The organism is Saccharothrix syringae (assembly GCF_009498035.1).
In the GTDB taxonomy this organism is placed as follows: domain Bacteria; phylum Actinomycetota; class Actinomycetes; order Mycobacteriales; family Pseudonocardiaceae; genus Actinosynnema; species Actinosynnema syringae.
Genome location: NZ_CP034550.1, coordinates 10,035,148 through 10,055,455, shown reverse-complemented (window position 1 = coordinate 10,055,455; position 20,308 = coordinate 10,035,148). Strand labels below are relative to the sequence as shown.

Below are 20,308 nucleotides of genomic sequence, written 5' to 3'. Positions count from 1 at the left end.
GACCAGTACACCAACCAGGAGGCGAACGCCGTGCCGGGGAACGGGCTGTGGCGCACCAAGTCGATCGAGCAGTCGATCGCGGACACCGACGAGCCGGACACCAAGCTCCGCAAGGACCTCACCGCGTGGGACCTGACCGTGTTCGGCGTCGCGGTCGTGATCGGCGCGGGCATCTTCACCCTCACCGCCTCCACCGCGGGCAACATGGCGGGGCCGTCGGTGTCGCTGGCGTTCGTGCTGGCGGCGATCACCTGCGCGCTGGCCGCGCTGTGCTACGCCGAGTTCGCCTCGACCGTGCCGGTGGCGGGCAGCGCGTACACGTTCTCCTACGCCACGTTCGGCGAGTTCGCCGCCTGGATCATCGGCTGGGACCTGGTCCTGGAGTTCGCGGTCGGCGCGGCCGCCGTGGCCAAGGGCTGGTCGCTGTACCTGCAGACGGTGCTCGGGCAGCTCGGGCTGGACGTGAAGACCACCGCGGCGGTGCTCGGCGTCGACGTCGACTGGGGCTCGCTGCTGCTGATCGCGGCGCTGACCACCCTGCTGGTCGTGGGCACCAAGCTGTCGTCGCGGGTCAGCGCGGTGATCACGGCCGTGAAGGTGGCGGTGGTGCTGCTGGTGGTCGTGCTCGGCATCGGGTACGTCAAGGCGGAGAACTACAGCCCGTACATCCCGCCCGCCCAGACCGGCGGCAGCACCGCGTCGGGCCTGGAGCAGTCGCTGTTCTCCCTGATGACGGGCTTCGGCAGCTCCACCTACGGCGTGCTGGGGCTGCTGGCCGCCGCGTCGCTGGTGTTCTTCGCCTTCATCGGCTTCGACGTGGTCGCCACCACCGCCGAGGAGACGCGGAACCCGCAGCGCGCGGTGCCGCGCGGCATCCTCGGGTCGCTGGCCATCGTGACCGTGCTGTACGTGGCGGTGTCGCTGGTGCTCACCGGCATGCTGCCCTACACCGAGCTGAGGACCCAGCCCGACGGCACGCGCGCGACGCTGGCCACCGCGTTCGCCGCCAACGGCGTGGACTGGGCGGCCACCGTCATCTCGGTGGGCGCGCTGGCCGGCCTGACGACCGTGGTGATGGTGCTGATGCTCGGCCAGTCGCGGGTGCTGTTCGCGATGTCCCGCGACGGCCTGCTGCCGCGCGGCCTGGCCCGCACCGGCGGGCACGGCACCCCGTACCGGATCACCGCGCTCATCGGCGTGCTGGTCGCCTTCGCGGCCGGCTTCTTCCCGGCGGACAAGCTGGAGGAGATGGTGAACGTGGGCACGCTGTTCGCGTTCGTCCTGGTGTCGGCGGGCGTGCTGGTGCTGCGCAGGACCCGGCCGGACCTGCCGCGCGGCTTCCGCGTGCCGCTGGTGCCGGTGGTGCCGGTGCTGGCGATCGTGGCGTGCGTGTGGCTGATGCTGAACCTGACCGCGTTGACGTGGGTGCGGTTCCTGGTGTGGATGGCGCTGGGGGTGGTCGTGTACTTCACCTACAGCCGGCGGCACTCGCTGCTGGGGCGGCGCGGTGCCACGGCGGTGCCGGTGGCGAAGGAGGACGAGATCCCGTGAGGGCGGGTGGTCCGGTCCCGCTGGGCGGGACCGGACCACTGTCCGGTCAGATGCCGGCGAACTCCCGCAGGGCGGCGAGGTCCGGGATCAGCACGTCGCGCCTCAGGTGGCTGACCACCACCCCCGCTTTGCGCAGGTCGGAGAACGCCTTCTGGGCGGTCCTGGGCTTCGTCCCGGCGATCGAGGCGAGTTCGACCTTGGTCAGCGGGATGCCCAGCGTCCACCCGTGCGGCTCCTCGCGGCCGTAGGTCTGCACCAATTCGGCGAGCACCCGGGCCACCCGTTCGGCGGGCGGGTGGGACAGGAAGTCCCGTCTGCGCTGGTTCGCCCACTGGAGCCGATCGTTGATCATCCCGATCAGTTCCACGAACATGTCGTTGCGCCGGTGCAGGAAGCTCATCAGCTCCCCGCTGGTGATCAGCTTGGCGACCACGTCGCCGCACGTGACCACGGTGGCGGGGCGGGGCTCCTGGTCCAGCGCGGTCATCTCGCCCACGAGGTCGCCCGGTCCTCTGACGGCCAGCAACGCCGAGTTGCCCCGTTGGTCGGTGACCTGGACCTTGACGAAGCCGTCGAGCAGCAGGAGGACGTGGGTGTCCTTCGCGTCCTGTTCCATCACCTCGCGATCGGCTGTGTAGCGCACGAGCGTGCCGATGTCGATCAGCTCTTGCCTGGTGATCTCCCGCAGACGACCCAGCAGGCTGTTGCCGGGCCAGACGGGGTCCTGGGTGGCTGTGCCCGAGCCCCACCGCGGGGCGGTGGCGACCGCCAGGGAACCCGTGACCACCGTGCCGGCGGCCGACAACTCGGCAACGCCCGGTACCGCTGCGGCGACGTTGTCGCCTCGGTGGAGCACCGTCCTGGCACGCCGCTCGACCCGGTCGACGATCGCGTCGGCAACGTCGTCCGGGGTCCGTTCACGGAGGTCGCGGGCGCCTTCCGTGCCGAACGAGGAGTTGTCGATCAGGTCGTCGATAGGCAGGTCCGTGCCGGTGTGAGTTCGCCTAGGCATTGCCACCTCCGTCCCGGACCGGTTGGTCGGCGGTTCTCCGATGTCGTTCCAGCAGACCTTTGATCGTGCCGTGTGACGTGCCGAGTGATTCCGCTATCTCCCTCACGGTGTAACCGGCTTCACGCAGGACGAGGGCCTGCCTCGTGCGTTCGTCCGCGATGGCGGCGAGACCGCGTTTGACCTCGAGCCTGGTGACGGCCGCGTCGGCCGGGTTCGGGGTCGTGGTGGCGGTGCCGACGAGTCCCTCCAGGTCCATCGACCTGGCCGATTCCCGCCGGCGCCGGTTGAAGTCGGTGCTCCACTTCCGGTAGACGTTCGGAAACGCGTAGACGCAGGCCGTGGTGAAGTACGACTTGAGGCTCGCCCCGCCGGCCGGGTCCCACTCCCCGCCGAGCAGGGCCTTGCGCCGGAACTCGTCGATCGCCTTGACCACTGTGTCACCGGCCAGGCTGACCAGGTCCTCGTGTTCCCAGTAGGGAGGCGGCCCGCCGACCGCGCACCCCTTCTCGGCGCACCTGGCGAAGATCGCCTCGGACCTCAACCACGACATCATCAGGGCGTGCCCGTACTTCGCGATGACCTCCACGAACCTCTGCCACTCGGGCCCCGCGCACCCCCTGGCGACCAATGCGTCGCAGAGTTCGGCCTCCTCCTGACGACGATCATCCGTCTCATCCAATCGCGACCCCCTTGGACGGAACTCACCCGGACGAAGGGTTCTATGTCGAGGCGAACGGCCCAAGGCACGAATCGGGGGTGGATGGGGATCGGCGGTGCCATGTGTGCCGCTCCACGACATACAAGCCCCACGACCGGTCCCACCCACCCGGAGGAACCCCGTGAGCCACCCCACGCGGCCCCTGCTCAGCGCCCGCACCGCCCTCGTCCTGCTGCTGGGTCTCGCCTGCGGCACGGCGGCGGGCGTGCTGGCCTACCTCGCCGGGGACAACACCGCGGCCTCGGTCCTCGCCGGCCTGGCTGCGAGCGGCGTCGCCGTCGCCTTCTTCCACGCCCACGTGGGCCACGACCTGCCCGGCGGGCGCGACGACACCTGACCTACGGCTCCGGCGACACCACCGGCCCCCGCCGCGTGACCGGCAGCACCGGCGGCGGCAGCGGGTCGAGGCCCTCCAAGCCCGCCGCGATCGCCACGGCCCGGTCCCACTCCGGGTCCGAGGTGTAGTCCGCGTGCCGGTTCACCCCCGGCGCCCACCGCCGCCCCGGGAACGGCCCCCGCTGCGGGTCCGGCAGCCAGTGGTCGCAGCCGAGCACCAGGGCGCCCGTGGGCCCGCGCCGCGCCGGCGGCAGCGCGCCGGACGTCCCGTCGGCCCGGAACCCCACCCCCAGCAGCATCCCGTCGAACACCTGCCGGTCCCACGTGGTCACCGCGCCGCCCAGCGCGTCGGTGCCCCGGCACAGCGCCCGCCACCGCCCGCCGAGCCGACCGCACAGCGACGCCAGCGAGCCGTGCGGCACCACCGCCGGGAACGCCCGCGGGTACGCCCACTGGAGCTGCGACCCGGCCGTGACCAGGCCCAACCGCTCGGCGTCCGGTTCCGGCAGCTCCTCCAGCAGCCGGGCCACGGCCACCGCCGCGAGCAGGCTGCCCTGGCTGTGCCCGGCGAGCACCACCCGCGTGCCGGGGTCGGCCAGGTGCTCCCGCACCCGCGCCACCAGCTCCGGCACCACCTTCAGCGCGTAGCACGGCGGCACCACGGGGTGCGCCTCGCGCGGCCAGAACGCCGCCAGGTCGGCCAGCACCCCCACCTGCCGCGCCTTGTCCGGCCGCCGCGCTGCCAGGTACACGGCGCGCAGCAGCGCCAGCACCAGCAGCGCCAGCACCACCACGCCGAACCCGGACACCGGCTTCGTCCACGGCGGCGGGTCGACCTCGCGCAGCCGCAGGAACGCCGCGGGCACCGCGCCGGACGCCAGCACCGCGGCCACCACCAGCACCGCCTGGTGGCTGTGCCGCCGCTGCCACCGGGCCCACCACCACGCCCGCGCGGCGCGCGCCGCGTCCCGGGTGCGCCCGGAGTGCAGCAGGGCCGCCTCGCGCGCCCACTCCTCCTCGCGCCGCACCGAGCTCCACCGCACCATCCCGGTGGCGATCGCGATCGCCACCCCGGCGGCCAGCGCCAGCACCCCGGCCACGCCCCACAGCAGCGTGATGTAGGTGTACCCGCGCGGCAGCTCGCCGTGCCCGAGCACCAGGCGCAGCGAGAGCGCCAGCCCGGCGCCGAACCCGCCGCCGAGCAGCGCGGCCAGCGCCACCACCGGCGCGGCCATCCAACCGCCCGCCCACGGCCGCAGCTCGCGCGGCTGCCCGGCCCACTCGCGCCGGGCCAGCAGCGCCGCGGGCACCAGCAGCAGCCCGATCAGCAGGCACACCAGCGCCACCAGCGCCGCCACCAGCTGCACGCCCAGGTCCGCGCCGGGCAGCTCGGCGGGCAGCCGGACCAGCAGCGCGGTGGCCGCCAGCAGCAGCAGCCACGCGGCGGTGTGCAGCACCCGCCGCGGCCCGCGGCCGAGCGCGGCGCGCAGCCACCGCCCGCCCCGGTGCGGCGCGCCGCCCGTCGGGTCGTCCAGCAGCATCGCGCCCAGCGCGGACACCCCGACCAGGGCGAGCCCGGCCGCCCAGCACCCCGCGATCGCCCGCCCGTGCCAGCCCGGCGCGAGGATCGGCCCCGGCGGGCCGCCCAGCGCGACCACCACGGCCGTGCCCAGCCCGGCCACCAGGTGCAGCACGCGCAGCGCGGGCGTATCGGGGTCGGCGGCCACGGGCGCGCCGGGCAGGCCGGAGCTCGGCCCGGTCGCGGCGCGCGGCTCGCCGCGCTCGATCCGCCAGTCCACACTGGACATCCGGTGCAGCACCAGCAGGACCAGCGCGATCGGCACCACGCCGACCAGCGCCCGCACCCACGGCGCGGTGCCCGCCCACGGCGGCCCCCACAGGCACGCCGACCCGGGCGCGAGGCACTGCGCGGCCACCAGGTCCAGGCTGATCACCGCGAGCTGCGCCACCAGCAGCACGGTCAGCAGCAGCGCCGCCAGCCGCAGCAGCGCGCGCAGGCACACGCCCAGCAGGTGCGCGACCACGCTGCCGGCCGGCGTCGGCGGCAGCATCCAGTGCGCGACGTTGGCCAGCGAGAACGGGAACAGCAGCGCCCACGTCGCCTTGGCCCAGCCGCCGGAGGTCATGCCGCCCCACACGTAGCCCTCGACCACGCGCGAGACCGGCCGACCGCCCGCCTGGAGCACGGGACCGGCCACGGGCCTGCGCAGCCGGTCGGCCGGCCGCACCACGCGACCCAGCCCGTCGCCCGCCACGTCCACCGCGGCCACGGCGTCCACCAGCGACTGGGGCGTGGTGCCCTGGACGCCGTGCACCCGCAGTTCGACCACCCTCGTGTCGGGGCCGGGAATCAGCACCAATCCTCCAACGAGCTCGGGCCGGCCAGGCCATAGTGGTGCATGGGCGCACCGTTGCGGCCGACTTCGGGGACCCGGCGTGGCGGGCGGTATGGTCGGCTGCACCCGAGATGGAGGAACCCGCGATGACCGCCGAGAGGCTCCAGACCCGCAACGGCATCGACTTCGCCGTGGCGGACCTCTCCCTGGCCGAGTTCGGCCGCAAGGAGATCCGGCTGGCCGAGCACGAGATGCCCGGCCTGATGGCGCTGCGCCGCGAGTACTCGGAGGTCTACCCGCTCAAGGGGGCCCGGATCTCCGGTTCGCTGCACATGACCGTCCAGACCGCCGTCCTGATCGAGACCCTCGTGTCGCTGGGCGCCGAGGTCCGCTGGGCGTCGTGCAACATCTTCTCCACGCAGGACCACGCCGCGGCCGCGGTCGTGGTGGGCCCGCACGGCACCGTCGAGGAGCCGAAGGGCGTCCCGGTGTTCGCCTGGAAGGGCGAGACGCTGGAGGAGTACTGGTGGACCGCCGAGTCCATGCTGACCTGGCCGGACGGCGGCGGCCCCAACATGATCCTGGACGACGGCGGCGACGCGACGCTGCTGGTCCACAAGGGCGTGCAGTACGAGAAGGCCGGTGTCGTCCCGCAGCCCGAGGCGAACGACCCCGAGGAGTGGCGGATCGTCCTGGAGACGCTGCGCAGGTCCCTCGCGGCGGACTCCGGCAAGTGGACCAAGATCGCCGAGGGCATCCGCGGCGTGACCGAGGAGACCACCACCGGCGTCATGCGGCTCTACCAGCTGGCCGCCGCCGGCGAGCTGCTGTTCCCGGCGATCAACGTCAACGACGCGGTGACCAAGTCGAAGTTCGACAACCGCTACGGCATCCGCCACTCGCTGGTCGACGGCATCAACCGCGGCACGGACGTGCTGATCGGCGGCAAGGTGGCCGTGATCTGCGGTTACGGTGACGTGGGCAAGGGCGCGGCGGAGTCGCTGCGCGGCCAGGGCGCCCGGATCGTGGTCACCGAGATCGACCCCATCTGCGCCCTGCAGGCCGCCATGGACGGCTACGACGTCCAGGTGCTGGAGGACGTGCTCGACAAGGCCGACATCATCATCACCACGACCGGCAACAAGGACGTGGTGACCATCGAGCACATGGCCCGGATGAAGCACCAGGCCATCGTCGGCAACATCGGCCACTTCGACAACGAGATCGACATGGCCGGCCTCCAGCGCTTCCCGGGTATCCGGCGGATCAACATCAAGCCGCAGGTGGACGAGTGGGTGTTCCCGGACGGCCACTCGATCATCGTGCTGTCCGAGGGCCGCCTGCTCAACCTCGGCAACGCCACCGGCCACCCGAGCTTCGTGATGTCGAACTCCTTCTCCAACCAGGTGATCGCGCAGGTCGAGCTGTTCACCAAGCACCGGGAGTACGACAAGGAGGTCTACCGGCTGCCCAAGAAGCTGGACGAGAAGGTCGCCCGCATCCACCTGGAGGCGCTGGGCGGCAAGCTCACCAAGCTGTCGAAGGAGCAGGCCGAGTACATCGACGTGGACGTCGAGGGGCCTTACAAGCCGGAGCACTACCGCTACTGAGTTGGATGGCCCCGCCTCCGGCGGGGCGGCGAGGGCTGTGTTCGATGGCCCCGCCTCCGGCGGGGCGGCGAGGTCGCCTGGGAGTCGGCCCATCGCGACGTGTTTTCCGCCGATCGAAAAGCGTGATCGGCGGAAAACGCGTCGCGACACGCCGACGCGACCTCGCGTGGTGGTCGGGCCAGGCGCCCCCGGCGTCTCCTTCGCGTCTGCTCAGGTCCACTCGACGCCGATGCCGGCCACGCCGGGGCCGACGTCCTCGAACCAGGCGCTGACGAAGCCGCCCAGCCCGCACACCAGCTCCTCCAGGTCCACCGGGGTCGACCCGGGGTCGCCGCGGAACTGCTTGGTGCAGCGCGCGGGCAGGGCGCGGCGGCTGAACGCCACCTGCAGCAGGTAGTTGCGGCACGGCTCGCGGAACGTGCGGTGGTGGCCCGGGGTCGGCCCGCCGGTGTCGTCGACCACGGTGAAGCTGAACACGTGCTCCTCGCCCTCGGCGAGCCTGCGGTCGAACAGCAGTTCGAAGGCCAGCCCGCGGTCGGCGTGCCTGCGCCGCGTGCGGCCCAGCCGGCAGCCCTCGCCGGTGCGCACCAGGGCGTTGTCGATCAGGCACCCCGCGTCGCCCCGGTGCACGGCCAGGAACCGGTCCGGCCCGGCCTTCGCCGCCCGCACCACCAGCCGCGTGGTGATCGACCGCTGCTCGCGTTCCGGCCCGACCAGCACGGTGTCGTGCACGGACAGCACGTCGAGCTCGGTGTTGACGCCGCCGTCGGCGACGGTCTCGAACTCGGCGGGCAGCGGCGCGGGTGACAGCCACGAGGGCCGGGGCGTGCGGGGCTGGGGGCGGTGGCCGACCAGCGCGACCAGCGACTCCGGCGGCAGCCGCAGCACCGTCTCCAGGGCCCGCACGGTGGCGATGGCGCGCGGCACCTCGGGGTGGCGCAGGCCGCGCTGCCAGTAGCTGAGCGTGGACTGCCCGACCTGGACGCCCTGCTGCTCCAGGTGCGCGCGCAGCCGGGCCAGGGACAGGCCCCGGTGCGCGATGGCGTCGTGCAGGGCCCGGTGGAACGGTCCGTAGCGCAGCGTTTCGGCGAGCGCGCTCGGCAACCCCCCAGTCGGGTGGCCGACCGGCTCGTCCACCGGTCTGGCGTGCCCGGAATCCGCGGTCACCGCGGCACCACCCTTTCGCGCAACCGGAAATTGGGTTCACCGTAGTCACTCGATCTGGTGATCGAAAGGATGTCTCATCACCCGACTGGGCGACGTGATGCCGCCGAACGTGGACCGGATCGGCCCCTTAGGGTGTTCTTCGTGGGAAAACTCGTCGTGATCGAGGGCCTGGACGGCGCCGGCAAGCGCACGCTGGCCAGGGCGTTGACCGACGCGCTGGGCGCGCGGGGCATGACGGTCGCCACCGGCGCGTTCCCCCGCTACGAGCAGGACGTGCACGCCGAGCTGGTGCGCGACGCCCTGCACGGGCGGCTGGGCGACCTGACCGACTCGGTGCACGGCATGGCCGTGCTCTACGCCCTGGACCGGCGGGGCGCGGCCGACGGCATCCGCGCCGACCTGGAGGGCCACGACGTGGTCCTGCTCGACCGGTACGTGGCCTCCAACGCCGCCTACGGCGCGGCCCGGCTGCGGCAGCCGGCCGACGGCGGGTTCACCGGGTGGGTGCGCGAGCTGGAGATCGGGCGCTTCGGGTTGCCGATCCCCGACCTGCAGCTGCTGCTGCGCGTGCCCGCGGGCGTGGCGGCGGACCGCGCGGCGCGGCGCGAGGCGGAAGAGGCCAGGGACCGCGACCTGTACGAGTCCGACGGCGGCCTCCAGGACCGGTGCGCCGCCGTGTACGACGGGTTGGCCGCGGCCGGGTGGCTGTCACCCTGGGAGGTGCTCGACGGCACCGCTGACCTGCGCGTCGACGTCATCGTCGACCGCTGGTTCACCCATTAGTATGAGGATGTAACGAAACGTCACCACCACGCCGATGACCCGCTGACGATCCCGGTTCGGCGAGGCGAGGCGGTCACGTGCAACGGCGGCAGAGAGTGGTCACGGACCGGACCCGTGTGGCGACCAGCGGCGATGACCACCGGGCGATGCGTGGGTTCCCGACCGGTAATGGGACGATGTTGGGCATGAAGGCACGCGTGCTCGTCGTGGACGACGACCCCGCCCTGGCGGAGATGCTGACCATCGTGCTGCGGGGCGAGGGCTTCGACACCGCCGTGGTGGGCGACGGCGCCCGCGCCCTGCCCGCGCTGCGCGAGCTCAAGCCGGACCTGGTCCTGCTGGACCTGATGCTGCCCGGCATGAACGGCATCGACGTCTGCAAGGCCATCCGCTCCGAGTCGGGTGTGCCGATCGTGATGCTGACCGCCAAGAGCGACACCGTGGACGTGGTGCTGGGCCTGGAGTCCGGCGCCGACGACTACGTGGTCAAGCCGTTCAAGCCGAAGGAGCTGGTCGCGCGCATCCGCGCCCGCCTGCGGCGCACCGAGGCCGAGCCCGCCGAGGTGCTGCAGATCGGCGACCTGACCATCGACGTCCCCGGCCACGAGGTGCTGCGCGAGGGCAGGCCGATCCAGCTCACCCCGCTGGAGTTCGACCTGCTCGTGGCGCTGGCCCGCAAGCCGCGCCAGGTGTTCACCCGCGAGGTGCTGCTGGAGCAGGTGTGGGGCTACCGGCACGCGGCCGACACCCGCCTGGTCAACGTGCACGTCCAGCGCCTGCGCTCCAAGGTCGAGCGCGACCCCGAGCACCCCGAGGTGGTGCTGACCGTCCGCGGCGTCGGGTACAAGGCGGGTCCTCCGTGATCGGCGGCAGATGACGTCGTCCGTCGACCGGTCGCGCCGGTGGCGCCTGCCCGACCCCGTGGTGCGCGAGGCGCGCCGCGCGGCCGACCGCGCCCGGCGGCGGGTGGTCGCGTTCAGCGAGCTGTGGCGGCGCTCGCTGCAGCTGCGGGTCGTGGTCAGCACGCTGGCGCTGTCCTCGGCGGTGGTGTTCGTGCTGGGCATGGTGCTCCAGGTGCAGATCACCGACCAGCTGCTCCAGGACAAGATCCAGGCGGCGGTCCGGCAGACCGAGGCGGCCGCGGCGGCCATCCAGCCCGAGATGTCGGGGCTCAACCCCGGCCCGGACAGCGTGAAGGCCCGGTTCGCCCTCGCCCTCAACAAGATCAACAGCTCGGGGGCGAACCTCGCGCCGACCAGCTCCGGCGCCGGCGCGTTCGAGCCCGTGCTGTTCGACCCCGGGCAGTTCGGCGAGGACGGCGAACCGGTCGCCGCCGGCCCGTACCGCGACGTGCCGGCCGGGCTGTTCGCGCTGCTGGAGCGCAACAGCACCGGCTACCAGATCACCACCGTCGAGCGGGAGAACGGGCCGACGACGCTGCTGGTCGTCGGCAGGCTGGTCAGCACGTCCGACCGCGCCATGAACCTGTTCCTGCTGTTCCCGCTGACCGGTGAGCAGGCCACCGCGGAGGTCGTGCAGAAAACCCTGGTCGTCGGCGGCCTGGTGCTGCTGGTGCTGCTCGCCGTGATCGCGAACCTGGTCACCCGGCAGGTCGTGCGGCCGGTGCGGCAGGCCGCCGAGATCGCCGAGCGGTTCGCCGACGGCGACCTGGACGAGCGGATGCCCGTGGTCGGCGAGGACGACGTGGCCCGGCTGGCCGAGTCCTACAACGAGATGGCCGCCAGCATCCAGCGGCAGATCCACCAGCTGGAGGAGTTCGGGCAGCTCCAGCGCCGCTTCACCTCCGACGTCTCGCACGAGCTGCGCACCCCGCTGACCACCGTGCGGATGGCCGCCGACGTGCTGCACGCCTCCCGCGAGCAGTTCCCCGCCGGCCTGGCCCGCTCCACCGAGCTGCTGGTCGACGAGCTGGACCGGTTCGAGTCGCTGCTCGGCGACCTGCTGGAGATCAGCCGCCTGGACGCGGGCGTGGAGGAGCTGGCCGCCGAGCTGGTCGACGTGCGCGTGCTGGCCCGCCGCGCCCACGACGCGGTGCGCGCCATCGCCAACAGCAGCGGCTCGGCCATCGTGCTGGACCTGCCCGACGACGAGGTGGTGGCCGAGGTCGACGCCCGGCGCGTCGAGCGCATCCTGCGCAACCTGCTGGCCAACGCCGTCGACCACGGCGAGGGCCTGCCCGTCGAGCTGACCATGCGCGCCGACGACGACGCGGTCGCGGTGGTCGTGCGCGACCACGGCGTGGGCCTGCGCACCGGCGAGGCCGACCTGGTGTTCAACCGGTTCTGGCGCGCCGACCCGTCCCGCAACCGCCGCACCGGCGGCACCGGCCTGGGCCTGTCGATCAGCCTGGAGGACGCGCGCCTGCACGGCGGCTGGCTCCAGGCGTGGGGCGAGCGCGGGTACGGCGCGGTGTTCCGGCTGACCCTGCCGTGCCGGCGGGGGTACGAGCTGACCGGCAGCCCGCTGCCGCTGGAGCCGCCCGACCTGCCCGCGGTCGCGCCCGAACCCGAGCCGGAGGCGCCCGAGCCGGTCGAGGAGGTCGAGCTGACCGAGGAGGAGATCACGTGGCAGCCCGCCGAACCGGTCACCGGCGAGCGCGAGGAGGTCCGGTGAGGCTCCTCGCGGCGGTCCTGGTCCTGCTGCTCGCGTCCGGCTGCGCCGCGATCCCGACCAGCACCTCGCCGATCCCGGTCAACCCGTCCGCGGGCAGCTCGACCGGCGCGGCCGCGCCCGAGCCCGCCGCCGGCATCGACCCGCTCACCCTGGTCCGCGAGTTCGTCAACGCCGCGGCCGACCCCGACGGCGACTACGCCGCGGCCAAGGCGTACCTGACCGACGGCGCGAAGAAGACCTGGAACACCAAGGGCACGCCGACGATCATCGACTCCACGTTCAACACCGTGCCCGCGGGACCCACGGTCGACGACGACAAGCGCGGCACCGTGCTGCTCCAGGGCAAGCAGGTCGGCCGGCTGCTGCCGGAGGACAACTCGTTCATCGAGCGCGTCGGCGCCGTCGACACCGCCATCGGGGTCGAGCGCGACGGCAAGGGCGAGTGGCGCATCTCCAGCCCGCCCGAGGGCATCTACGTGACGCAGGGCGGGTTCAACCGGTTCTACCGGCGGGTGACGCTGTACTTCTGGAACACCGACTTCAGCGTGCTGGTGCCCGACCCCCGGTACGTGGTGATCGCGCCGTCCACGTCCATCCCGCACCGGGTGATGCAACTGCTGCTCAAGGGGCCCGCGGTGGCCATGCGGGGCGCGCTGGCCACGGCCATCCCCAACGGCGCGGAGCAGCGCAAGGACACCGTCGAGGCCGACGACGGCGCGCTGCAGGTCGACCTGACCAAGATGGGCGACATCACCGCGGCCGCGCGCAAGCAGGTCGTGGCGCAGGTGGTGAAGTCGATGACCGGCGTGAGCAGCAGCCGCATCCGGGTGCTGGTGGAGGGCGACCAGATCCTGGCCGAGCGGCGCGACTGGCGGTCCGCGGACGTGACCACCGGCGAGTCCCTGACCACGCCGGACGCCGGCCTGACCGGCATGCTGCTGACCGGCGGCCGGGTCCGCCACGTCGACGGCGCGGAGGTGCCCGGACCCGCCGGGTCGGGGGAGTACCAGGTGGTGGCCGCCGCCCAGTCGATGGACGGCAACCGGCTGGCCGTGGTCAACCGCGTCGGCGAGGGCTCGGTGCGGCTGCGCGTCGGCGGGGTGGGCGAGGAGCTGGCCCAGATCGACCTGACCGCGGCCTCGATGACCAGGCCGACGTGGCTGCACAGCGGGCAGGCGGAGGAGCCCAGCGGCGAGGTGTGGACCGTCGTCGACGGGACCAACGTGGTGCGGGTGGTGCGCACCGACAACGGGTGGAGCGCCCGCACGGTCAACGCCTCCGAGCTGGGGCCGCACGGCACCGTCACCGAGCTGCGCCTGTCCCGCGACGGGTCGAGGGTCGCGGCGGTGGCCGGCGGGCGGCTGCTGGTGGCGGCGGTGGTGCGCGGGCAGGACGGCGCGGTGACGCTGCGCTCGCCGCGCAACGTCCAGCCGTCGCTGCTGGGCGCGAACGCGCTGGGGCTCGACTGGTTGGCGCAGGACGTGATCGTGGTCAGCACGTCGCTGGCCACGTGGCCGATCGCCAAGGTCAACATCGACGGGCTGGGGATCGAGCGGTACAACACCTCGAACCTGACCGCGCCGGTGACCTCGGTGACCGCGGCGCCCGGGCGCAACGTGCTGGCGGTCGACGGCAGCGGCCTGTGGACCGCCGGGGACGTCAGCGACGTGTGGCGCTCGTCGACGACGGCGGTGGGGCCGGGGGCGCAGGTCTTCTACCCGGGCTGAGCCCGCGGTTTTTCACCCGATCGGGAATCCCGCCGGGGTGCTCCGGGGGCCCGGGACTGTCGGTGGTCGCCGGCACGCTCGGGTCATGGTGATCAACCTGCTGTTCCCGCCCCGCTGTTCCGGCTGCGGCACCTGGGGCGTGCGCGCGTGCGCCCGCTGCCTGGCCGCGTTCGGGCCGCCGCTGCGCGTCCGGGGAACCGGTACCGGGCCGCCGGTGTTCGCCCTGGCGCCCTACGCCGGCGCGGCGCGCGAACTGGTGCTCGCGTTCAAGGAGCGGGGGCGGCGCGACCTGGCCGCCGTGTTCGGCGCCCTGATCGCCGCCGCCCTCCCACGCCTGCCCGGCCTCCACCCACTCCGCCCCCACCCGCCCGGCTCCGACCCGCCCGCGCCCCACTCCCTCCTCCCGCACTCGCGCACGCTGGTGCCGGGTGCCCCCTCACCGGACGTGCCCCCACCCGTCGGCCCCCCACTCCTCGGCCTCCCACCCCTCGTCCCCCCACCCCTCGTCCCTCCGGTCGCCGACGGCCCGATCGGCGCGTGGCTGGTCCCCGCCCCCTCCCGGTCGTCGGCGGCTCGCGCCCGAGGCGGTTCCCACGTGCTGAGAATGGCACGGGCGTCCGGCTTTCCCGTGGCGCCGGCCCTCGCTTTCGCGAAAGGCGTTCGCGATTCGATCGGGTTGGACGCGGGGTCCCGAAGGCTGAATCTGGCCGGTCGGGTGCGGATCGTTCCGGGTGGACTGCCACCGCCGGGAACACCGGTTGTCCTGCTGGACGACGTGGTGACGACGGGTTCCACGGCGCGCGCCTGCATTTCGGTGTTGAAATCGGGTGGGTTCCGGGTATCCGGGGTCCTCGCACTGACCACCGCTCGACGAACCCACCCGGTCGAGTGATTTCAGCCGGGAACCACCCGGCGCGCTCGACCGTTGGCCTGACATGACGGCCATGCGGAGGCTGTTCGACGTAGCGGCCCTGCCGGTGGATGTCCGTGACCGGCTGGACCGTTCGGGTGAGCGGGCGTCCGTGCGGTGTCCGGGCGTGCCCACCTGGGAGGCGGTGAACCGTGATTTTTCGTCGCTCTGCGTTACGACAAGAAAATCTTGGAGTTCCCCCGCCTCGGGGGCTGTCGCAGCGGCGAATACCGGGCTAACGTCCACCGCTATCAGCGTTCCCGGAACGCGGGGAGGAGGCGAACAGCCCATGACCCTGGCGCCGGTGGGGTCGGTGGGGGACAACCCTCAGCGACAAGTCCGCGAAGACGATCGCGTATCCGGTGCCGAACGATCCAAAGCCACAGCTCGCCCCTAAGCGAGGGAGGTCGTGTATGGACATCGTCGTTAAGGGCCGCAACGTCGAGGTGCCCGATCACTACCGGGTTCACGTCGCCGAAAAGCTGGCCCGGCTTGAGCGTTACGACCGCAAGGTCATCCGCTTCGACGTGGAGCTCTTCCACGAGCCGAACCGCAGGCAGTCGAAGAACTGCCAACGCGTGGAGATCACCGGCAAGGGACGTGGTCCGGTGGTCCGCTCCGAAGCCTGCGCAGGTGATTTCTACGCCGCGCTGGACGCCGCGGTCACCAAGCTCGAAAGCAGGTTGCGCCGGTCGCACGACCGCAGGCGCGTGCACCACGGACGACGTGGCCCGACGTCGGTCGCCGAGGCGACCGGTGGTCTGACGGCCACCACACCACCGGGCATCGACGGCGAAGCGCAGAGCGCGTGGCGCGGGCGCACCGCGGTGCTGGAGACCGAGTCGGAACCCGACCACGAGGGCATGGCGGAAGTGCCCGCGCAGCGCTGGGACGACGTCGACGACAACCTCCCAGGCCGGGTGGTGCGGGAGAAGGAGCACCCGGCCAAACCCATGACCGTGGACCAGGCGCTCTACGAGATGGAGCTCGTCGGCCACGACTTCTACCTGTTCTCCGACGCGGACTGCGGACGTCCGAGCGTCGTCTACCGCCGGAAAGGGTTCGACTACGGCGTGATCAGGCTGGCCTGACCCACCTGACCACGGTCCCCCCACCCAGACCACTCAACCCCCGGCGTCCCTAGCACGCCGGGGGTCCCACGCCTACCCACCCTCACCCGCGCTCCCCCTGCCTCCTCCCACGAGCGCCCACCCCCCACACGCCGCCACCCACCCGCGCCCGCCGCCTCCCGCGAGCCACCCCTCAACCCGCGCGAGTCGAACCCCCAGACCCGGCGTGTCGAACCTCCAGACCCGGCGAGTTCGACGTTCAGGCCCCGCGTGTCCTCCGCTCGGACACCGCGTGTCCTCCGCTCCGGCGCCGCGTGTCGCCCACTCGGACACCCCTCGACGCCCCCCTGCCAACACTCCGCCGCAGGTAAAGCGAGTCCCAACCCGTCGCCCGTCACGGGGCGTTTCGCACCCCTTCCTACCTGTGTCTGTGCACACACCTTCACGACTTGCCTACGATGGCAGTTGGTGAAGGCTCGCCATGCCCCCGTGACGAGCCGCTGGAAGGCGCCCACCCCCGGGCGCGTCGCGATGAGGTAATGAGGTCGACCCGGATGGTGCTGTCCCGACTGCTCCGCGCTGGCGAGGGCAAGATGCTCAAGCGCCTGCGCAACATCGCAGCGCACATCAACACCCTCGAAGACGACGTCGTCGACCTCTCCGATGCGGAGCTGCGCGCGAAGACCGAGGAGTTCCGCCGTCGGCACGCCGACGGAGAGTCCCTCGACGAACTGCTGCCCGAGGCGTTCGCCGTGGTCAGGGAGGGCGCCAAGCGCACCCTCGGCCAACGGCCCTTCGACGTCCAGCTGATGGGTGGCGCCGCGCTGCACCTCGGTCAGATCGCCGAGATGCGCACCGGTGAGGGCAAGACGCTGACCTCGGTGCTGCCGACCTACCTGAACGCCCTCGCCGGCAAGGGCGTCCACGTCGTCACCACCAACGACTACCTGGCCCGACGGGACGCGGAGTGGATGGGCCGCATCCACCGCTTCCTCGGCCTGACCGTCGGCGCGATCCTCTCGGAGATGACCCCCGAGCAGCGACGGGTCGCCTACCAGGCCGACATCACCTACGGCACGAACAACGAGTTCGGCTTCGACTACCTGCGCGACAACATGGCCTGGAGCCGTGACGAGACCGTGCAGCGGGGCCACTTCTTCGCCCTGGTCGACGAGGTCGACTCGATCCTCATCGACGAGGCCCGCACCCCGCTGATCATCTCCGGCCCGGCCGACCAGTCGTCCCGCTGGTACCTGGAGTTCGCGCGCCTGGCCACCCGCATGCGCCGCGACACCCACTACGAGGTCGACGAGCGCAAGCGCACCATCGGCGTGACCGAGGCGGGCGTGCAGTTCGTGGAGGACCAGCTCGGCATCGACAACCTCTACGACTCGACCAACACCCCGCTCGTCGGCTACTTCCAGAACTCGATCAAGGCCAAGGAGCTGTTCCACAAGGACAAGGACTACATCGTCCGCGGCGGCGAGGTCATGATCGTCGACGAGTTCACCGGCCGCGTGCTCGCCGGCCGCCGCTACAACGAGGGCATGCACCAGGCGATCGAGGCCAAGGAAGGCGTCGAGATCAAGGCCGAGAACCAGACGCTGGCCACGATCACCCTCCAGAACTACTTCCGCCTGTACGAGAAGCTCGGCGGCATGACCGGTACCGCCGAGACCGAGGCGGCGGAGTTCCACCAGACCTACAAGCTCGGCGTGGTGCCCATCCCCACCAACCGCCCGATGCAGCGCAAGGACCAGCCCGACCTCGTCTACAAGACCGAGGAGGCCAAGTTCGAGGCCGTCGCCGAGGACATCGCCGAGCGGCACGAGAAGGGCCAGCCGGTGCTCGTCGGCACGACCAGCGTCGAGCGCTCCGAGTACCTGTCCAAGCTGCTCGTCCGCAAGGGCATCCCGCACGAGGTGCTGAACGCCAAGCACCACGAGCGCGAGGCGCTGATCATCGCCAAGGCCGGCCGCAAGGGCGCCGTCACCGTCGCCACCAACATGGCCGGCCGCGGCACCGACATCGTGCTCGGCGGCAACCCCGACATCATCACCGACCACGAGCTGCGCGAACGCGGCCTCGACCCGGTGGAGGCGCCGGAGGAGTACGAGGCCGCGTGGGCGAAGCTGATCGAGGAGATCAGCGCCGAGGTCAAGACCGAGGGCGAGGAGGTCCGCGAGGCCGGCGGCCTCTACGTGCTCGGCACCGAGCGGCACGAGTCGCGGCGCATCGACAACCAGCTGCGCGGCCGCTCCGGCCGCCAGGGCGACCCCGGCGAGTCGCGGTTCTACCTGTCCCTCCAGGACGAGCTCATGCGCCGCTTCAACGCCGCGATGGTCGAGACCGTCATGACCAGGCTCAAGGTGCCGGACGAGGTGCCGATCGAGCACAAGATGGTCACCCGGGCCATCCGCAGCGCGCAGACGCAGGTCGAGCAGCAGAACTTCGAGATCCGCAAGAACGTCCTCAAGTACGACGAGGTCATGAACGAGCAGCGCAAGGTGATCTACGCCGAGCGCAACCGCGTGCTCGACGGCGAGGACCTGCGCGACCAGGTGACGCACATGATCACCGACGTCGTCGGCGAGTACGTCGACGGCGCGACCGCCGACGGCTACGCCGAGGACTGGGACTTCGACAAGCTCTGGACGGCGCTCAAGACGCTGTACCCGATCACCCTCGACTACAAGAAGCTCGTCGAGGACGAGGACGACCTCTCCCGCGAATCGCTCAAGGCGACCCTGCAGGCCGACGCCCTGGCCGCGTACGAGGCGCGCGAAGCGGACATCGACGGCCGCGTCGGCGCGGGCGCCATGCGCGAGCTGGAGCGCCGCGTCCTCCTCTCGGTGCTCGACCGCAAGTGGCGCGAGCACCTGTACGAGATGGACTACCTCAAGGAGGGCATCGGCCTGCGGGCCATGGCCCAGCGCGACCCGCTGATCGAGTACCAGCGGGAGGGCTTCGACATGTTCAACACGATGTTGGACGCCCTGAAGGAGGAGTGCGTCGGCTTCCTGTTCAACCTGCAGGTCGAAGCCGCCGAACCCCAGCCCGCGCCCGAACCGCCGGTCCAGGTCTCCATCGCCAACGGCGGCCCCCTCGCCGGCAGCCGGGCCCGCGCCCGCGCCGCCGCCGCGGCGGCGGCGGCCCAGCAGGAAGCCGAAGCCGCCGCGGCCAACCAGGCCCCCGCCGGCCCGGCCCTGGCGCAGCTCCAGAGCGGCAACGCCATCCCCCCCGCCCTGCGCGGCAAGGGCCTGGACGGCCGCGGCCAGCAGGGCCTGACCTACACGGGCCCGTCCGAGAGTGGCGACGCCCAGACCAAGGGCGGCAACCCCAACCAGGCCGGCGGCGCCTCCCAGAGCGGCACCCGCAAGGAACGCCGCGCGGCGGCCCGCGCCCAGGCCAAGGGGCAGCGGAACAAGGGGCAGCGCTAGCGCGCACGCGCGAGCCCTCGGGCGCGCGCGACCGCGAACACGCACGCGGAGGCGGGGTCTCGACCGAGGTCGGGGCCCCGCCTCCGCGTGTTTGCGCTTCCACGTTTCCGCACTTCAGTGCGCCTGAGTGGGCGGCATCGCGCCGGGGTGCGGCGGACAGCTGGCGGCTCGCGGCGGGTGGCTGGCGGTGGCTGGCGGTGGCTGGCGGGTGGCTGCGGTCGGCGGGTGGCTGCGGTCGGCTGTCAGGCGTGGTGTGCGCTGGGTGGTGTGCGCTGGGTGGTGTGCGCTGGGTGGTGCGCGTCGGGTGGCGGGTCACTGGTGGTTCGTGGCTGTGGCCGGGGTCCGGGGTGGTGGCATGGCCTCGTGGCATGGCCTCGTGGGTGGGTCCGTTGTGGTCGTGGAGGGGTGGTTGCCGGGCCTCGATTTCATCAACCGATGGCCGTAACGGCGTTTTCGTACATGTTTGGGCTGATGATCACCCGGTCGTGTTAGGGGAGGTCGGTGGGGAGCGGGGAGGGAGTGCGGCGGGGGTCAGGGGAGCAGGTGGAATTCGGTGCACTGCCAGCGGTCGCCGTGGCGTTCGACCCTGGCTGCGAAGGCTCGGGTTCGGGTCGGCATGTGCAGGGTGCCCGCCAGCTCCGCCGCGTCCGAGGAGACCTGGCACAACCGGTAGCGGCCCAGGCGGGTTCGGTTCCTCGTCACCGCTTGCGACAGCGCGGTGACGGCTGGTGGGGCGAAGGTCTTGGCCAACTGGCTCGCGGGGCGTCGGCCGCACAGGGTTTCCAGGGCTGGGATGAGGAAGTGGCGGGCATCCGGTGCCGTGGGAGGTCGTGGCGCCGGAACGGGTGAACCCGGGGCGGTGGGTGAGCTGGGGGAGGGGCCCTGGGCAGTGGTGGCGGTCCCGGGAGCCCACGACGGGGGCAGCGTGCGCAGTTGAGGTGGCATGCTGAACCGAGTGCGAGCGGCCGCCGTACGTACCTTGATCACCTGATG

The 20,308-nt window shown here is 72.2% G+C and carries 15 protein-coding genes; 10 read left to right on the top strand and 5 right to left on the bottom strand.

What is annotated here, in order from left to right; genetic code table 11:
• Positions 1-30 precede the first annotated feature (30 nt).
• Complete coding sequence (locus tag EKG83_RS42460; protein ID WP_033429116.1) at positions 31-1,551, top strand: amino acid permease; 1,521 nt, start codon at positions 31-33, stop codon at positions 1,549-1,551.
• Positions 1,552-1,597: 46 nt separating this feature from the next.
• Here EKG83_RS42460 and EKG83_RS42455 read toward each other — a convergent pair whose 3' ends face one another.
• Positions 1,598-2,563: a Crp/Fnr family transcriptional regulator gene (locus EKG83_RS42455; protein ID WP_228122413.1), complete on the bottom strand. Its 966-nt coding sequence runs from the start codon at positions 2,561-2,563 to the stop codon at positions 1,598-1,600.
• Entirely contained in the window at positions 2,556-2,996 is a 441-nt protein-coding gene (locus EKG83_RS42450) for an RNA polymerase sigma factor (RefSeq protein WP_153278776.1), read from the bottom strand. The genes EKG83_RS42455 and EKG83_RS42450 overlap by 8 nt, the downstream gene beginning before the upstream one ends.
• Before the next feature lie 406 nt (positions 2,997-3,402).
• Between EKG83_RS42450 and EKG83_RS42445 the strand changes: the two genes are divergently transcribed.
• Entirely contained in the window at positions 3,403-3,618 is a 216-nt protein-coding gene (locus EKG83_RS42445) for a hypothetical protein (protein ID WP_033429118.1), read from the top strand.
• A gap of 1 nt (position 3,619) precedes the next feature.
• Here EKG83_RS42445 and EKG83_RS42440 read toward each other — a convergent pair whose 3' ends face one another.
• Entirely contained in the window at positions 3,620-5,995 is a 2,376-nt protein-coding gene (locus EKG83_RS42440; protein ID WP_051764935.1) for a hypothetical protein, read from the bottom strand.
• Between the two features lie 125 nt (positions 5,996-6,120).
• Between EKG83_RS42440 and ahcY the strand changes: the two genes are divergently transcribed.
• The gene (gene ahcY / locus EKG83_RS42435; protein ID WP_153278775.1) at positions 6,121-7,584 is read left to right on the top strand and encodes an adenosylhomocysteinase; all 1,464 of its coding nucleotides are present in this window, start codon (positions 6,121-6,123) and stop codon (positions 7,582-7,584) included.
• A gap of 210 nt (positions 7,585-7,794) precedes the next feature.
• Here the strand turns inward: ahcY and EKG83_RS42430 are convergent, their stop codons facing one another.
• A complete protein-coding gene (locus EKG83_RS42430) occupies positions 7,795-8,751 on the bottom strand; it encodes a hypothetical protein (RefSeq protein ID WP_084716142.1) in 957 nt (318 codons plus the stop codon).
• A gap of 141 nt (positions 8,752-8,892) precedes the next feature.
• On the opposite strand from EKG83_RS42430, the gene EKG83_RS42425 reads away from it, so the two are divergent.
• The 7 genes from EKG83_RS42425 to secA all read left to right on the top strand — a co-directional run bounded on the left by EKG83_RS42425 (position 8,893) and on the right by secA (position 19,315).
• Complete coding sequence (locus EKG83_RS42425) at positions 8,893-9,534, top strand: dTMP kinase (RefSeq protein WP_033429213.1); 642 nt, start codon at positions 8,893-8,895, stop codon at positions 9,532-9,534.
• Positions 9,535-9,719: 185 nt separating this feature from the next.
• Positions 9,720-10,397, top strand: a complete 678-nt coding sequence (mtrA, locus tag EKG83_RS42420; protein ID WP_033429120.1) for an MtrAB system response regulator MtrA — start codon at positions 9,720-9,722, stop codon at positions 10,395-10,397.
• A gap of 10 nt (positions 10,398-10,407) precedes the next feature.
• Positions 10,408-12,168 (top strand): MtrAB system histidine kinase MtrB, encoded by a 1,761-nt coding sequence (gene mtrB / locus EKG83_RS42415; protein ID WP_051764937.1) that lies wholly within the window; start codon positions 10,408-10,410, stop codon positions 12,166-12,168.
• Positions 12,165-13,895, top strand: a complete 1,731-nt coding sequence (locus tag EKG83_RS42410; protein WP_033429121.1) for an LpqB family beta-propeller domain-containing protein — start codon at positions 12,165-12,167, stop codon at positions 13,893-13,895. The genes mtrB and EKG83_RS42410 overlap by 4 nt, the downstream gene beginning before the upstream one ends.
• Positions 13,896-13,980: 85 nt before the next feature.
• Positions 13,981-14,787 (top strand): ComF family protein, encoded by an 807-nt coding sequence (locus tag EKG83_RS42405; protein WP_228122412.1) that lies wholly within the window; start codon positions 13,981-13,983, stop codon positions 14,785-14,787.
• 431 nt (positions 14,788-15,218) lie between these two features.
• Entirely contained in the window at positions 15,219-15,896 is a 678-nt protein-coding gene (gene hpf / locus EKG83_RS42400; RefSeq protein ID WP_033429122.1) for a ribosome hibernation-promoting factor, HPF/YfiA family, read from the top strand.
• Between the two features lie 533 nt (positions 15,897-16,429).
• Positions 16,430-19,315, top strand: a complete 2,886-nt coding sequence (gene secA / locus EKG83_RS42395) for a preprotein translocase subunit SecA (protein WP_033429215.1) — start codon at positions 16,430-16,432, stop codon at positions 19,313-19,315.
• A gap of 531 nt (positions 19,316-19,846) precedes the next feature.
• On the opposite strand, the gene EKG83_RS48810 is transcribed toward secA, so the two are convergent.
• Positions 19,847-20,260: an Rv3235 family protein gene (locus EKG83_RS48810; RefSeq protein WP_228122411.1), complete on the bottom strand. Its 414-nt coding sequence runs from the start codon at positions 20,258-20,260 to the stop codon at positions 19,847-19,849.
• Positions 20,261-20,308 lie beyond the last annotated feature (48 nt).